Annotated in this window: 16 protein-coding genes; 11 read left to right on the plus strand and 5 right to left on the minus strand. The window is 54.4% G+C overall.

Translation table 11 applies throughout. From position 1 onward, the window contains the following. Positions 1-11: 11 nt before the first annotated feature. The 10 genes from ACZ48S_RS02840 to coaBC all read left to right on the plus strand — a co-directional run bounded on the left by ACZ48S_RS02840 (position 12) and on the right by coaBC (position 8,898). Positions 12-836: an acyl-CoA dehydratase activase gene (locus tag ACZ48S_RS02840; protein WP_464213864.1), complete on the plus strand. Its 825-nt coding sequence runs from the start codon at positions 12-14 to the stop codon at positions 834-836. After that, positions 837-1,415, plus strand: coding sequence for a sulfurtransferase-like selenium metabolism protein YedF (gene yedF, locus ACZ48S_RS02845; protein ID WP_464213866.1), 579 nt, complete (start codon positions 837-839; stop codon positions 1,413-1,415). Positions 1,416-1,461: 46 nt separating this feature from the next. Continuing rightward, complete coding sequence (locus tag ACZ48S_RS02850) at positions 1,462-1,932, plus strand: YqhA family protein (protein ID WP_464213868.1); 471 nt, start codon at positions 1,462-1,464, stop codon at positions 1,930-1,932. Between the two features lie 68 nt (positions 1,933-2,000). Further along, positions 2,001-2,786 carry a sulfite exporter TauE/SafE family protein gene (locus tag ACZ48S_RS02855; RefSeq protein WP_464213870.1) on the plus strand — a complete coding sequence of 262 codons (786 nt, stop codon included), beginning with the start codon at positions 2,001-2,003 and terminating at the stop codon, positions 2,784-2,786. A gap of 83 nt (positions 2,787-2,869) precedes the next feature. After that, positions 2,870-3,835: a magnesium transporter CorA family protein gene (locus tag ACZ48S_RS02860; RefSeq protein ID WP_464213872.1), complete on the plus strand. Its 966-nt coding sequence runs from the start codon at positions 2,870-2,872 to the stop codon at positions 3,833-3,835. Positions 3,836-3,859: 24 nt separating this feature from the next. Continuing rightward, positions 3,860-4,537 (plus strand): queuosine precursor transporter, encoded by a 678-nt coding sequence (locus ACZ48S_RS02865; RefSeq protein WP_464214540.1) that lies wholly within the window; start codon positions 3,860-3,862, stop codon positions 4,535-4,537. Further along, on the plus strand, positions 4,534-5,310 hold the full coding sequence (locus tag ACZ48S_RS02870) for an MBL fold metallo-hydrolase (protein ID WP_464213874.1): 777 nt from the start codon (positions 4,534-4,536) through the stop codon (positions 5,308-5,310). Before ACZ48S_RS02865 ends, ACZ48S_RS02870 begins: the two co-directional genes overlap by 4 nt. An 18-nt stretch (positions 5,311-5,328) precedes the next feature. Beyond that, complete coding sequence (locus ACZ48S_RS02875) at positions 5,329-6,936, plus strand: NAD(P)H-hydrate dehydratase (protein ID WP_464213876.1); 1,608 nt, start codon at positions 5,329-5,331, stop codon at positions 6,934-6,936. Then, positions 6,920-7,690: a type III pantothenate kinase gene (locus tag ACZ48S_RS02880; protein WP_464213878.1), complete on the plus strand. Its 771-nt coding sequence runs from the start codon at positions 6,920-6,922 to the stop codon at positions 7,688-7,690. Before ACZ48S_RS02875 ends, ACZ48S_RS02880 begins: the two co-directional genes overlap by 17 nt. Positions 7,691-7,722: 32 nt before the next feature. Continuing rightward, on the plus strand, positions 7,723-8,898 hold the full coding sequence (gene coaBC / locus ACZ48S_RS02885) for a bifunctional phosphopantothenoylcysteine decarboxylase/phosphopantothenate--cysteine ligase CoaBC (protein ID WP_464213880.1): 1,176 nt from the start codon (positions 7,723-7,725) through the stop codon (positions 8,896-8,898). A 6-nt stretch (positions 8,899-8,904) separates the two neighbouring features. On the opposite strand, the gene ACZ48S_RS02890 is transcribed toward coaBC, so the two are convergent. The 3 genes from ACZ48S_RS02890 to ACZ48S_RS02900 form a co-directional block, all read right to left on the minus strand. Then, on the minus strand, positions 8,905-9,306 hold the full coding sequence (locus tag ACZ48S_RS02890) for a PLDc N-terminal domain-containing protein (protein ID WP_464213882.1): 402 nt from the start codon (positions 9,304-9,306) through the stop codon (positions 8,905-8,907). A 219-nt stretch (positions 9,307-9,525) separates the two neighbouring features. Then, positions 9,526-11,511, minus strand: a complete 1,986-nt coding sequence (locus ACZ48S_RS02895) for a hypothetical protein (protein ID WP_464213884.1) — start codon at positions 11,509-11,511, stop codon at positions 9,526-9,528. A 40-nt stretch (positions 11,512-11,551) separates the two neighbouring features. Next, the gene (locus ACZ48S_RS02900) at positions 11,552-12,775 is read right to left on the minus strand and encodes an ATP-grasp domain-containing protein (protein WP_464213886.1); all 1,224 of its coding nucleotides are present in this window, start codon (positions 12,773-12,775) and stop codon (positions 11,552-11,554) included. 284 nt (positions 12,776-13,059) lie between these two features. Here ACZ48S_RS02900 and ACZ48S_RS02905 point away from each other — a divergent pair, with 284 nt between their 5' ends. Next, on the plus strand, positions 13,060-13,407 hold the full coding sequence (locus tag ACZ48S_RS02905; protein ID WP_464213888.1) for a cupin domain-containing protein: 348 nt from the start codon (positions 13,060-13,062) through the stop codon (positions 13,405-13,407). An 18-nt stretch (positions 13,408-13,425) separates the two neighbouring features. On the opposite strand, the gene ACZ48S_RS02910 is transcribed toward ACZ48S_RS02905, so the two are convergent. Together ACZ48S_RS02910 and ACZ48S_RS02915 are read right to left on the minus strand one after the other, a co-directional pair. Continuing rightward, positions 13,426-14,871: a HAMP domain-containing sensor histidine kinase gene (locus ACZ48S_RS02910; protein ID WP_464213890.1), complete on the minus strand. Its 1,446-nt coding sequence runs from the start codon at positions 14,869-14,871 to the stop codon at positions 13,426-13,428. Next, positions 14,868-15,551, minus strand: coding sequence for a response regulator transcription factor (locus ACZ48S_RS02915; RefSeq protein WP_464214542.1), 684 nt, complete (start codon positions 15,549-15,551; stop codon positions 14,868-14,870). Before ACZ48S_RS02915 ends, ACZ48S_RS02910 begins: the two co-directional genes overlap by 4 nt. Positions 15,552-15,566 lie beyond the last annotated feature (15 nt).

A 15,566-nucleotide genomic window follows, 5' to 3' on the forward strand; every position in this document is an offset into this window, starting at 1 on the left:
AAGGTATTCATTTGCCGGTCGCGACCGAGAATCGCAAAGGAGATTCAATACTTGAAAGTGAGAAGCAAAACCAAGTGATAACCGCGGGATTGGATGTCGGGTCTCGTACCATCAAACTGGTGCTGTTTGATGGCGGGGTCAGGTCATCGTCGGTCATAGATTCCGGGTTGAAACCGATGGAGAGATGCCGCAGGCTCCTGGGTAACAAGAAATACGACAAACTGGTGGTTACCGGCTACGGTCGGGATTTGGTGGCGCCGGAATTGTCCGGCGCCACCATTTCCGAGATATCCGCCCAGGCCGCCGCGGCCAGGTTTCTTTTTCCCGACGCGCTGAGCGTGATTGATATCGGCGGACAGGATTCTAAGGTTATTCGGCTGAATGAAAAGGGCGGGGTGCTTAAGTTTGAAATGAATGACCGCTGCGCCGCCGGCACCGGCAAGTTTTTAGAAATAATGGCCGGGGCGCTGGAACTGACCATGGAAGAATTTGCCCGGACGGCTATGGAAACCGGCCGTACGGTTACCCTTAACTCGCTGTGCACTGTTTTTGCCGAAAGCGAGGTAGTTTCCCTGATCAATAAGGGTGAAGACGCCCAGGCTATTGCCCGTGGGTTGCATCATTCAGTGGTTACCAGGGTAGCGGCTATGGCCCGGCGGGTAGGAGTAAGCGGACGTTTAATTTTTTCCGGCGGCGGAGCCAAAAACGCTTGCCTGGCAAGGCTGCTGGAAGATAAACTTGGTATTAAAATTACCGTGCCTGATGAGCCGCAGATTACGGCGGCGCTGGGGGCGGCTATCATGGCCGCTGACGGCAGGAACCAGAAGGAGAATTAGATGCCCGAAATGATAGATGCCCGCGCCAAGCCGTGCCCGCAGCCGGTGCTGCTGGCCGGTGAGGCCCTGAAAAGACTGAGTGAAGTGGTGGTCATAGTAGATAATGAGGCGGCGCGACAGAATGTGACCAAATTTGCCGGTAAACAGGGGTGTGAAGTCACGGCTGAGGAGAAAAGCGACGGCGTGTACTTGAGGATAGTAAGGACGGCGGCCTGCGCTGTGGCCGATGACGCGCCGGCGGGGGGGATAGTGGTATTTATCGGATCTGATATCATCGGGCGCGGCGAAAATCTTGAACTGGGAAGGCTGCTGATGCAGAGTTTTCTGAATACGCTGCAGTCTTTGCCGGAGCGCCCGGAAAGCATAATATTTATGAACAACGGGGTGAAACTGGTGGCTGAGGATTCCAACGTACTGGGTGAACTCAGGCAGCTGGATGATGACGGCATGGAACTCCTGGCCTGCGGCACCTGCCTGTCCCGGCTGGGCCTGTCTGACCGGGTGGCCATCGGCCAGGTATCCAATATGTTCACTATCGCCGACGTGATGATGAAGGCGAGCCGGGTGATAAGCCTGTAAGCCGCCAATAATGCTATAATCCGGACTGAAGGCGCGGCCAAACTGAATGAAAGACAGCTTATTGAAAAGCATACTCGAGAAGAGCAAATATGTTACCCTGGTAGCCGTTTTTTCCCTGCTGGCGGCCTCAACCGTCGCTTTCCTGCTGGGATTGGTTCAGTCTGCCAGAATCCTGATTGACCTGTTTGCTGATTTCAGTATCAGCGGCACTGATATTATACCGCTGATCGAGATAATGGATGTATTTCTCATCGCCACGGTGCTGCTGATCTTCGCCTTCGGGCTGTACGAACTATTCATCGGCAGCCTGGCACTGCCGGAATGGCTGATTATCAAGAACCTGCACCAGCTGAAAACCAAACTGAGCAGCATCGTAATAATGGTGATGTCCATAATTTTTCTGAAACACCTGGTGCAGTGGCAGGACCCGGAGGGAACGCTGTTCTTCGGGCTGGCGGTGGCCATGGTAGCCGCGGTTTTGATTGCCTTCAATAATGTCGGAGACAAAAAAGACTGATAAACTACCGGTGCACGGCGCGGACGCGATATTTATGAACAGTACTCACGATATTCCCCGGCGGCAAAATGGGTGAACCGCTAATCAGCGGCGGCTGGCTGCTGCCGGCTGTGCTGGTACTGATGGGGCTGCTGGTGGGCGTCTATGGCACGCTCATCGGCGTTGGCGGCGCTTTACTGCTGGTGCCGGCCATGATTTTTCTCTATCCGGACGCTGAGCCGCTGGCCATTACCGCCATATCACTGTTTATTGTCCTGATAAACGCCTGCGGCGCTGTTTTTGCCTACTCTCGGCAGGAGCGCATTGATTACCGCAACGGGCTGTTATTCGCCGCGGCGACCATTCCCGGGGTAATCCTGGGAGTGTGGACGCTGCAGTTTGTGCCCCGTGACGTTTTTTCAGTGCTGTTCGGGGTGATGATGACGGCTATTGCCGCGGCGCTGTTGCTGCGGCAGGCACCGGCGCCGCAGCAGGCGGTCAACGGCCGGTTTGATTATAACCGGCCGTTGGGAGTCGGCTTAAGCATGGGAGCCGGCTACCTGGCCGGACTGCTGGGCATGGGCGGCGGAATTATTCATGTGCCGGTGATGACTTATATCCTGCGTTTTCCGACTCATATCGCCACGGCTACATCCAGTTTCATCCTGATGTTCACCGCGGCGGCTGGAGTAGCCATGCACCTGGGCCAGGGCAACTACGGGGCTGAATGGGATATCATACTGTGGCTGGGGGCAGGGGTGGTCGGCGGTTCCCAGGCCGGGGCTCTGCTTTCCCGCCGGCTTCACGGCCGGATGCTGATACGTTTATTGTCACTGGCACTGGTGATAACGGGGATACGGCTTATAACCGGTTAGGACGCGCGGCGGCGGGTTTGTGTCAAGGCGCAAAACTTGTGCTAGAATAGACCGGCAAAATCCTGAATATCAAGGCTGAAGATATGCCCCGCAAACCCTTTTCTAAAACCAGGAAAAATCAGGCGGCTGCCGGTCCAACAATGGAGCGGGTGTCTTACGGTACCTTTACCTGGACCAATATTGAAAATCCGACCGAACAGGAAACAGCCTACCTGGCGGAGAACTATCCCTTCCATCCTCTTGACCTGGACGATGTGCTTTCCAAGCGGCAGCGTCCCAAGACCGACGAATACAAGAATTATTTATTCTTTGTACTGCATTTTCCGGTATACAACAAGACGGAACAGGTACTGGGGCCTTCCCAGGTTTCGGTTTTTATCGGCAAGGATTACCTGATTACCCTGCATTCCGGCAACCTGAAGCCGCTTTCCAAGCTTTTCCGGGAGTGTGAAATAGACGAAGAATCACGTCAGGAGTATTTCAGCTATGGGCCGGGATACCTGCTTTACCGCATTATTGACCGACTGGTTGACTACTGCCAGCCGATAGTAAATAAAATACTGGAAAACACCGACACTATTGAAGACGAGATTTTCACCAGCCGCCGTGACGGCACGGTAAAAGACATATCCGCTTTGCGGCGCGATATAATATCCTTCAGGCGAACTATATGGCCGATGCGTACGGTTATCGCCGGACTGGAACCGAAACTACGCCCTTACACCGACCAGGATATGAGCGTATATTTCGGTGACCTTTCAGACCACGTGGATAAGATCTGGGACGGCCTGGACGAAACCAAGGAGGTCATTGAAGGTCTTTCGGCCACCTTTGACTCCATGTCATACAACAACTACAACTCCGGCATCCGCACCCTGACCATCTTTGCCACCATCACCTTACCGGCGCTGATTGTGGCCAGCATTTACGGCATGAATATCGACCTGCCGTTTCAAAAAGCGGAGCACCCTTTTCTTATCGTCATGGGCATTACACTGGGGCTGTCGCTGCTGACGGCATATATTCTGCGACGGCTCAAGATTATCTGATTCACTGCGAAGGAAATGTCTGATTTGAAAATATCCTACCGGCTGGTGTTTATTGCCGCGTTGTTTATCACCTGCCTGATTACGGCCAATATCGTTGCCGTGAAGCTCATCGACATCGGCTGGGATATTGTACTGCCGGCGGCTATCCTGGTTTTCCCTCTCAGTTACATCATCGGTGATATCCTGACCGAGGTTTATGGTTTTGCCTGGGCCCGCCGCGTAATATGGCTGGGCTTTTTATGCAATTTGGTTTTTGTTTTCTTTGTCTGGCTGGCCGGCCTGATGCCCGGCGCCGTGTTCTGGGAAAACCAGCAGGCCTATGAAACCATCCTGGGTTATACGCCGCGGCTGCTGCTGGCTTCCTTCTGCGGCTACCTGGCCGGTAGTTTCAGCAATGCCGCGGTGATGTCGCGCATGAAGATCCTTACCCGCGGGCGCCACCTGTGGAGCCGCACTATCGGGTCGACAATTGTTGGTGAAGGCCTGGATTCAGCGGTTTTTATTACCATAGCTTTCGTGGGGACACCGGCTTTTGCCCCGGTGTTGATCCTCTATCACTGGCTGGCTAAAACACTGATAGAAGTGGTGGCTACGCCGCTGACTTACAAGGTGGTCAATTATCTGAAGAGGGCGGAAGGAATTGATGCCTATGATAATGGCGTCAGCCTTAATCCTTTCGCCGGAGCCGGGGCGGAAAAATGAAAGTACGATTCCTGGGAACACATAATGTGGAGACGGCCGCTACCGCTATGAGCTGCGTCCTGGTGGATGACACGCTGGCGCTGGACGCGGGCTCGCTGACGCGGAGTCTTTCACTGGAGCAGATGCAGGAACTGACGGCGGTGCTGCTGAGTCACGGTCACTTTGATCATGTCCGGGATATTCCGTCACTGGGGATGAATCTGTACCTGAATGGCGGCAGCCTGGACCTGTACGGCAATAACGGAACCCGGGAAAACCTGGAGTACTGCCTGATTAATGGCACGATGTATTCCCGGTTCCTGGAAAAGCCGGCCGAAGCGCCGACCTTCAGGTATCACCTGGTAGAACCCGGAAGCAGTTTTAAGGTTGGCAGTTATGAAGTACTGACGGTGGCCACGCCGCACTCCGTGCCTTCCCAGGGTTACCAGATAACGGCGGACAGCGGCCGCAGGCTGTTTTATACCGGTGATACCGGACCCGGATTGTCCCGCAGTTTTGAACAAGTGGACCCGAACCTGATGATTGTCGAACTGACCGCGCCTTCGCGTTTTACCGAGTTCTTCGCTTCCGCTGAAGGACAGCATCTGACGCCGGAGCTGCTGCGTCGGGAACTTGAGGATTTCCGAAAAATGAAAGGGTACCTGCCGGAAGTAGCCTGCATCCATATGAGCCCTTCCGTCGAGAGCGAGATCGAACGGGAGATTAAAGAAGTGGCGGCGGAAATGAAAGCCCGGATATACCTGGCCGGTGAAGGCCTGGAGCTGGCCGTTTAAGAACCCCGCTGAAGTGTATTGACCGCCGCACAGGCCGCTGGTACACTTCAAAGCATGAAGCTGGTAACCGCCGCCGAGATGAGGGTGCTGGAAGAGAGAGCCGCCAGGCGCGGTATCTCCGCCGCTGAACTGATGCGGCGTGCCGGCCGGGCTTTAGCTGACCAAGTCACCGAGGTCTTCGGGCCAATTGCAGGTAAGAATATAGTGTTAATGGCTGGTCCCGGCAACAATGGCGGTGACGGCCTGCTGGCGGCGGTTGATCTGAAAGACAAGGGCGCGGGAGTCAGTGTTTACCTGCTGACCGAGCGCGCTGTCGATGACGCGGTGTTACGGGAGGTTCGGCAAAACGGCCTGGAACCGATAGACGCTGTCCGCGGCGAAGGGCTGGAACTTTTTCGAAATTCACTCTCCGGTGCCGATATGGTAATTGACGCCATATTCGGTACCGGCAGCTTGCGTCCGATTGACGGCATTATCGCCGAGCTAATGGAAATGGTTTCCCGAGAAAAGAGGAGCCGCCCGGAAATGATAATCGCGGCTGTTGACCTGCCTTCCGGGCTTAACGCGGACAGCGGGGCGATTGACCCGGCAACGCTTCAAGCTGATTTGACGGTTACCCTGGCCAATCCCAAGCGGGGTCTGTTTCTTTATCCCGGTGCCGCTTATACCGGTGATGTCAGTTTGGCTGATATCGGCATCCCGCAAGGGACCGACTGCGATATAATGACGGAACTGCTGACCGAACCGGGAGTGGCGGGTCTGCTGCCGGAGCGTCCTGAAGATGCCAACAAAGGTACTTTCGGCAAAGTGCTGACGCTGGCCGGTACTCCGGAGTTCTGCGGCGCCCCGGTATTAACCTGTCAGGCCGCCGGCCGCGCCGGCGCCGGACTGATAACCCTGGCCGCTTGCCGCAGTCTGCATCCGATATTCGCCGCCAAACTGACCGAGGTTACTCATCTGCTGCTTCCTGAGAACAGTGAAGGCGAGCCGGCTCCGGAGGCGGTAAGCGTTATTGCCGGGCGATTGCCGGAATATGACGCAGTTGCCATCGGCCCGGGACTGGGACGGGACGCGGTTATTTCACTTTTGCTGAACGGTGTACTGGCTGCCATGCCGCCGGGTAAGAAAGCGGTATTGGATGCCGACGCGCTCAACATACTGGCGATGGATAAGGAATGGTGGCAGAAACGGGATAATAATTATGTATTGACGCCGCATCCGAAGGAAATGGCGCGGCTGACCGGACTTACGGCAGAACAAGTACAGCAGGACCGGCTGGGCATCAGCCGCCGCTACGCCGAATTATGGCAGATGACGGTGGTTTTAAAGGGCGCCCATACTGTCATTGCCGCTCCGGACGGCCGGGCGGCGGTTTCGCCCTTTGCCAACCCCGGATTGGCTACCGCCGGTACCGGTGACGTGCTGGCCGGTGTTATCGCCGCTTTGCTGGCCCAGGGCCTGGATGAATTTGACGCCGCTTCTGCCGGAGTTTATATCCACGCCGCGGCCGGTGAACTGGTGAGAAATGAGCTGGGCGAATGCGGTATGATTGCCTCAGACCTGCTGGGGCGGATACCCGGGGCCATCCGGTCAATTAAGGAGAATTGTAATGCTGCTGGCCATTGATATCGGTAATACCAGCATATCACTGGGTTTTTACGAGGGTGATAAGCTTAAACTCAGCCTGCGGGTGGCCACGGTAATCCATCGACTGACGGATGAATACGCTTCACTGCTGCTGCACCTGCTGCAGGTCAACAAGATTGACCCAGCAACTATTGATAAAGTAGCCCTTTGTTCCGTAGTGCCGCCGCTGACCGAGGCTTTTGAAAAACTGTGCCGGCAGTATCTTCGGGTTGAACCACTGATAATCGGCGCCGGGACAAAAACCGGTGTTAAAATAAGGATGGATAATCCCAGGGAAGTCGGCGCTGACCGCATTGTCAACGCCGCTGCCGCTTTCAACCTGTACCGGAAAGCCTGCATCGTTGTTGATTTTGGTACCGCCACCACCTTTGATACCGTTTCGGCATCCGGCGAGTACCTGGGCGGCGCCATCGCCCCGGGAGTGGCTACCGCGGTTGAAGCCCTGTCTGTGCGCACCTCAATGCTGCCGCGGATTGAGCTGCAGCGGCCGGAAAAAGCCATCGGCACTTCCACGGTAAAGGCCATGCAGTCCGGCCTGGTATTCGGCTACGTGGGGCTGATCGAAGGAATAGTGGGGCGCATCCGGGCGGAATTGCCGGAAGGCAAGGCGACAGTTGTTGCTACCGGCGGCTATGCTGAACTCCTGGCCGCCGAAACCGGAGTCTTTGATGTGATAAATGCTGACCTTACCTTGTACGGTCTGCGGCTGATATACTACATGAACCGGGCTTGACCGGCAGTGTGCGGACTGATTAGGAGTCTGAGATGGTACTAAAAGATAGAAATATAGTCCTGGGGGTAACCGGGTCTATCGCCGCTTACAAGGCGGCTGATATTGCCTCCAAACTGGCACAGACGGGTGCCAGGGTTGACGTCCTGATGACCGAATCCGCCGGGCGTTTTATTGCCCCGCTGACCTTTGAGGCCATCACCGGCCGCCGGGTGGTTACTTCCATGTGGCTGAATGAGGGCGGTCATCCAATCAGTCATATCTCGATAGCTGAGGCAGCAGACGTATTACTGATCGCTCCGGCCACCGCCAATACCATCGCCCGGCTGGCTTACGGCTTTGCCGATGATATTATAGAAGCCACGGCGCTGGCTACACGAGCCCCGGTAATTGTTGCCCCGGCGATGAACTCCAATATGTATGAACACCCGGCTACACGGGAAAATATTCAGAAACTAAAAGACCGCGGCGTCAGCATCATAGAGCCGGATTCCGGCCATTTAGCCTGCGGATCCCAGGGCAGGGGACGGCTGGCTGGTGTTGAAACCATTATAGATATTGTTAAACAAACGCTGGCCCGCGGCACTGAACTGGCGGGCAAGACGGTGGTTATTACCGCCGGCGGTACTCGCGAGCCGATTGACCCGGTGAGGTATATCGGCAACCGTTCATCCGGCAAGATGGGTTATGAACTGGCGCTGGTCGCCCGGAACCAGGGGGCTGAGGTCAGACTGATTACTACGGTTGAATTGTCGCCCGCCGCCGATATTGAGGTCATCCGGGTAGAAACCGCCGCCGAGATGTTTTCGGCGGTCAAAACGGCGGTCAAAGGCGCTCACGCCCTGGTCATGGCGGCCGCGCCGGCTGACTATCGGCCGGCGGATGCGGCCGCAGGCAAGATAAAAAAGGACAGCCGACCGTTAGAACTCAAACTAGAGCCGACCGAGGACATACTTTCAGGAGTACAGGGTGATTTCATCCGGGTGGGCTTTGCCGCCGAGACCGGTGATTTAATAGACAATGCCCGCAAAAAACTGACAGCTAAGAAACTCGACCTTATTGTGGCCAACGATGTTACCGAACCAGGTGCCGGTTTCTGCGGCGATAATAATAAAGTGACTTTACTGTTCAAAGACGGGCGGGTGGAAGACCTGCCGCTCATGAGCAAACGGGAAGTGGCGGAGAGGGTGGTGGGGGAATTGGGGAAATAATCCCCTTTACTTCCCCAATTCCGCGATCCGTTGCCGTCTTCGGGTAAAGAAATAAAGAGCGGCTCCAATTACGTTGGTGGCCAGGATAATGATTACCCAGGTAAGTTTATCGGTGCTGTTCTTTTCCTCATATACAGCACATTCACCCAGGGTTATTATCCAGAAGGCCAATATGATCAGCCCCACAGCGCCAGCGCTTATTGCACCCAAGATGAATAGGGGATCAGTGCGGTAAGCGAAGGCGATTACTACGCCGCAGAGCCATGAAACACCAAACAGTGCCAGTATGAACGACATACTCTTGGCCATCCATTCCTGGTGCCGGTTCATCAGGTTATATCCCAAAATAACCATACCTATGCCGAGGGCCGATACGATAAGCAATACGAGAATGCCAGCTAAATCCAAAATGCCTCCTTCTTAATTAAATCTTCCCTTCGTTAAAACGTCTTTATGCTGAAAAAGTTAGCTTCCTTAAAGAAGCGGTATTGTTCAACATTTGTTAATAACTTAATATTGACAACCATGACGAAATTGTAGGCCCGGGAGGTGTGTTGTTCAATGGTATAAAGAAGGGATTTTTACTGGTCTTTCGGGCAGGTTGGCGGCCGGAGGCTTAAGGTAAAATCAAGTGATCAGGCGCTCGCGAGCCCAGCTGTCCGCGGCCATGGCGGTAATCCGTTCAATATCTTGCTGGTCAACGGCAGTTGGATCACCTTCTTCACGGTGGTCATAGTGAAACAGGTACAACCGCGAAACGAATTCAGCGAAACACAGGGACGACTCGCCGAAGCGTTCGCCGTGACCTTCAGTGGAAACCTGGATACCACCGCCCCAGTTTTGCCCGCTGTCATTGTTGGGGTTGAAAAAATAAACCCGCATAACTTCTTCAGGGTCAAAACCGACGCGCAGGATGGTTATGGCGTGCCATCCAAGGAACCTGGCCATGCTGTCCGTGCTGGCGATGCCGGCCGGCTGGGGGTTGACCACCGGGATGTTGCCGTTGTACAGCGGATGGTAGCAGGCATAGAAGCGGCGGATGAAAGCTTCATAATCCTTCAGCTTACCGGTATGGATATCCACCGCTATAGAAAAATCCCGACCGACCCACCAGCCGTGAAACTCGGGATTTACCCACTTGTGAACATCTTCGCCCCGGTCAGCGCATAGTTCACCCATGCGCTGGTAAATGGCGTCAAGATGGGGAACGATGATGGTGGAGACCGCGTCCAGGTCACTGAGTATTCCGTTCCGGCGGGAATAGGGGATAAGTTCGGCGGAACTGAGCGGCTGACCTTCAAAATATATGGTAACGTCATTGTCCCTGGCGGCGCAGGCAATCAGCTGCATCAGGTAGTTGGGCGAATTGTCCGACCACATGGATAAAGCCCGGACCGACTGGCACATGGGATTGTTGCCCTGGCCGGGTCCCAGCGGCTGTCCCAGCAGGCTGATGACGCCGGACAAAAGCAGAATGCGCGGCTCCACGGTATTTCCGCTGATGTGGTTAAGTCTTTCTATGGTGAGTGGATTGAGGGGCAGATATATCTGTCGCCACAGGGCCAGGGCGACTGAGCTGGTGTAAAGAATTCCGCGTTCCAGCAGGCCGTACAGCCCCAGGATAACCTGGGCGGTTTCCGGCCGAACCGCCTCATCAATCAGGCGATGAACCAGGAGCTGGTAGCTCAGCAGGCTGTCATTTCCAGTGGTGCTCAGTCCCAGGCAGGTACCAACCAGTTCATTGTGTTCCTGGCGTATAAAATGCAAAAAAACCGCGTGATAGGGTGATACCAGCCCGGTGTCATGCATGGCGCGGCTGAACCCCAGGGCTTCATTGCGCAGCGCCTGGGCATCCATACTTTGGAGTCTTTCCCGATAAGGCTCCAGCCCCGGGTCTTCCTGGCAGCCGCGGGTAGGGCCGTACAATGAGCTGATAAGCCTTTCGGCACCCAGGTTCTGCCCTATATTTATGGTTCGTTCGGCGTCATTAAGATAGATGGAAAGCTGGGTAATCATCTGCTTGATGTGAGTGACCTGGATGGGGCGCTGGGCCAGCAGGCGCCATATTTCACTGATAAGTTTATCTATGATGTTGCCGTAACCGATCTGTTCGGCGACGAAGGCAAAGTTGTTGATTACGGCTTCGACGTTTTTGCCCAGGCGTATGCGGTCAGCTTCATTCAACTGGCCAAAAACCAGCGACAGGTTCAGCGCCAGGGACTGGGAGAGGAAATGGCTGGCCAGTTCCGGGGATAAACGCGGGTGACGATAGTAATCATTGGCCACAGCCGCGAAGCGCAGCTGGCTCAACAGTTCCAGTATTATTAAGTTTGTTTCTCCGGTCTTAATGGTGTTGGCGGCCATGATTGACTGCAGGCGTTCCGGGTGCTGCCAGTCACTGTCCTGGAATATGCCGGCTTCTTCCAGGTCTTTGATGCGTTCATAGATGACCCGGGTGCCGCCCTCCAGAGACATCAGCCTCCGGCAGATATCCAGGGTGGAGTGTATCCTGGTAGATTTGGCGAAACTCCTGGTGTCCCGAAGAGTCACAACGGCATCATCCAACTGGGCTGTCAGCGCAGGCAGTCTGCCTGCTGAATCTACCTTAGTCATTTATTACTCACTATCAAATGTTAAACGTACCCGGCTATGGTTAGACGTAGTAATCAAGCTCTTCCTGGTTTAAAAGGAGCTGGCGCATGTAGTCAGGGTCACTGCCGAAGAAATAAACCGAACCGTAATGATTGCCGAAAGCTACCCGCTTGGATACCTTGGTTTCTGCCGGTGATTGCAGGTCATGGTGTTCATAGTAAGAGTCATTTTCCGTTTCCGCCGGTATTTCCAGCTTGGATATGACTCGGCGGCGCGGGTAAACCAGGAAACAGCCGGCATGGCCTTTGGCGTCAACGACTTTCCCGGGGAAAAAGGCCTCTATTTCCTCCTCGGTTGCCTTTGGGTCGCTGGCCAGGACATGGGCCTGATAGGCGTTGAAGCCATATGCCCGCTCAATAAGTTCAAAAGCGTTGCCGCCGGGAACGCGGTAGGCGACTTCACCGAAGAATAGCTGTCCGTCATTGGTGATGAAGTACTCGGGGTGAATAAGGCCGTAATCGATATCAAAGGCCTCAATGAGCTTTTCAATTTCCTGGGTTATCCGTGGCCGCCATTTTTCCAGGCGGGGAGAGGCCGGAAGGAAAACGGAATAACCCAAGTGGACGTATTCCGAAATATTCAGGAAGCGTATTTTACGATTATGGATGAATACCTCACAGGCGAATTCCAAACCGTCGAGGTGACTCTCCAACAAGGCCGGGTATTCATCACTGTGAATATTTTCCACGTCTTCTACGGTGCGGATTACCCGGTGCCCCAGGCAGCCGGCCTTGTCAAACGGCTTGAAATGGATGGGGTCGTTGGGATCACCGTCCAGTTTAAGCAGAGCCTGGTTGACCCGCTTCAGGAAATGGATCACATCATTTGGGTTATGGGCTTCTTCAAAGATGCCTACCCTGATGCCGGCCAGCTGAGCCCGGCGCTTCATCAGGGATTTATCCCGGAAAAGCAAAGCTTGATTAAACAGGGACGGTTTTTTCATCAGTACGGAATTGATGGCTCCGGCCCACTCAACGGTTTCCTCAAAAAGAGGTACGGCTACCTCCACTCCTTTTTCCTGCAAGGTCTGCGTCAATTCATAGGAGCGTTCATTGAGTCGGTCGAAATCCCACGGGACAAAGGGAATATTATTTTTTCGGGCGTAATCAGTCGCCCATTCAGGGGCAACCACTACGTAGGGGCGATTGAATCGGTCGATAGCGTCAATAGCCCGCAGGCTCCAGCCCAGCAGGGCGATTTTACTGATGTCCGGGTTACTAGTCATAATATTTTATTCTCCTGCCTGGAAATCGCTGTATTTAAAATCAACTGAAGAAATCAAGAAATTTTCAATCTATTACATACTGATTTTCCACAATATACCTATAAACCATACACAGCCGGACAACAAAAGGCAAGTATTTAGATAATATGTGTTAATAAAAAGCAATGAAGTTAAGGTATGTTTGTTGCGGTAGATGGGTTAACGACTCCGGTCAGTTGATGAGTAACTTGCGGTGTAAATATGATAAACTGGATTTTAATGATTTTATGATTGAGAGGTTCCGCATGTCAGCACAAGATGAGGTCATCGGCAGGGCGCTGGATCTGGCCGGCTTGATAGAATATCAACCGGGCGCGGTGGTCAGCCGTACCCTGACCGATAAGCCGGCCGGCACTATCACCCTGTTCGCCTTTGATGCCGACCAGGGTTTGTCTGAACACTCAGCGCCGTTTGACGCCTTCGTATATGCAGCTGATGGGGAGGCTGAGGTGGTCATTTCCGGCAAGACGCATGAACTGGAAAAGGGACAAATGATTATAATGCCGGCTAATGAGCCGCATTCTCTGCGCGCCGTATCTCCTTTTAAGATGCTGCTGGTCATGATCAGGTCAGCACAGCAGGGAGCGGCCTGACAACCGGAAAAGGGATATTCAGCCGCCGGCGGTTTCGACCGGCAGGGAAATGGTAAAAGTGGTGCCCTGTCCGGGGGCGCTGGTTACTTCAACCTGCCCGTGGTGAGCCTCAACCATTTGTTTGACGATAGCCAGTCCCAATCCGGCGCCGCTGCCTTCAGCGTGAGCCCGGGAATCCTCGATGCGGTAGAAACGGTCAAAGATGTGAGGCAGTTCATCCGGGGCGATGCCCTCACCGGAATCGGCGACCTTGATATCAACCATCCGGCCGGTGTCTGACGCTGAACTTCCCAGAGTGATATTGATGCTCCCCCCTTCCGGGGTGTGGCGCAGGGCGTTGGAAATCAGATTGGCCAGCACCTGTTCCAGCCGTACCCAGTCCCCCGGCACCGTCGGCAATTCGCCCGGATTGTGGAAGTTAAGACCGATATTCTTGGCATCAGCCAGGGGGCGGAACTGCTCCAGCTTGCGGTGGACCATGTCTCCCAGGTCAATGGAAGATATATCGAGTTTTAATCTGCCGGCTTCGGCCAGCGACAGGTCCCGCAGGTCGGCAATCAGCCGGGTCAGCAAAGCGGATTCCCCCTTTATAATGCCGAGCTGGCGCTCGTCGGTAGGCAAGACGCCGTCTATCATGGCGTCCACCGTACCGTTGATAACCGTCAAAGGTGTTCGCAGTTCATGGGCGACATCAGCCAACAGGCGCTTGCGGGCTTCTTCACTTTTTTGCAGGCTGACGGCCATGGCGTTAAAAGACTCCGCCAGACGTCCGGTTTCATCTTTAGAACCTACCTTCACCCGATGCGAGAGATTTCCGGAGGCGATTTGTCCGGCACCGTTACTCAGTGCTTTTAAAGGACGGCTTATCTGCGCGGCCAGGAAAGCGGCTATGAGAATGGCAACGGCTACGGCTATTGCTCCGGCCAGCCACAGCCATCGATTGGTCTGCTCCAGGAAATCGGCCTCGGCGTTGGTTACTACTACCGTGGATTCGCCATCGTTAATCATGCCGCCCGGCCCCATGCCGCCGCTGCCCATGCCGCCGCCCATCCCGCCGGAACCGGGCGTATGTCTCAGGTAAAAATAGCGACCGATTACCGTATTGGGGTCAGATAGTTCAATGGAATGGCCGCCGCTTAAACCGGCCTGGTTAATGGTGGAACCAATAAGTTCACCGCTAGTATCCCCGATGATGCTGCCGCCGGTGTCCGCCAGTACCAGCCGGTCAGTGTCAAAGATCAGCAGCGAAGGCAATACCTCGTTGACGCCATCCCAGCTCGCCTCATTTTGCAGGTAATACACGGCCAGCGAGTTGCTGATGGAACTGGCATACATCGGGTTTGAAGATACATAGCTCTCAAATTCGCTTTTGGTGTACTGATTGGTCAGCAGCGCCATTATGGAAACGGCGACAACGGCCACCAGCACCAGCGCGGAACCAAGTTTAATCGCCAGGCTGTTCAACGGCTTATCTCCATTTTATAGCCGGCGCCGTAGACGGTGTGAATGTATGAAGGTTTTTCCGGATCAGGTTCAATCTTGCGGCGGAGATTCTTGACATGGCTGTCTATGGTACGGTCATATCCTTCATAAGCGTCACCCTGAATACGGTCCAGGATTTCAGCCCGGGAAAAGACCCTTCCCGGATGGCTGGCCAGCAGACGAAGCAGGTCAAATTCCATGGTGGTCAGGTCAATGGACTTTTCTCTGATGGCGGCCTGGCGGCGTTCAGTATCAACTACCAGGTCGCCAGCCCTGATTACCGGCGGAAAAGAATTCGGTCCCGAGCGACGCAGGATGGCTTTTATCCTGGCCACCAGTTCACGGGCCTCAAAAGGTTTAGTAACGTAGTCATCGGCGCCCAGTTCCAGACCCACTATCTTATCTGTCAGTTCATCCCGGGCGGTGAGCATGATAATGGGTGTTTCCGATTCGCCGCGAATGATGCGGCAGACGTCATTACCGGAAAGCCGCGGCAGCATCAGGTCAAGCACAATAAGGTCCGGTTTTTCCCGGCGGAACATTTTCAGCGCTGTTTCGCCGTCCGAGGCGGTGACTACCTGATAATTTTCTTTTTCCAGGTAAGCCCGGACAATATTGATGATTTTCTGCTCGTCGTCAACAACCAGTATTTTTTTTGTCATATTCATAATATAAAC

Source organism: Dehalogenimonas sp. NIT-SK1, from assembly GCF_055384165.1.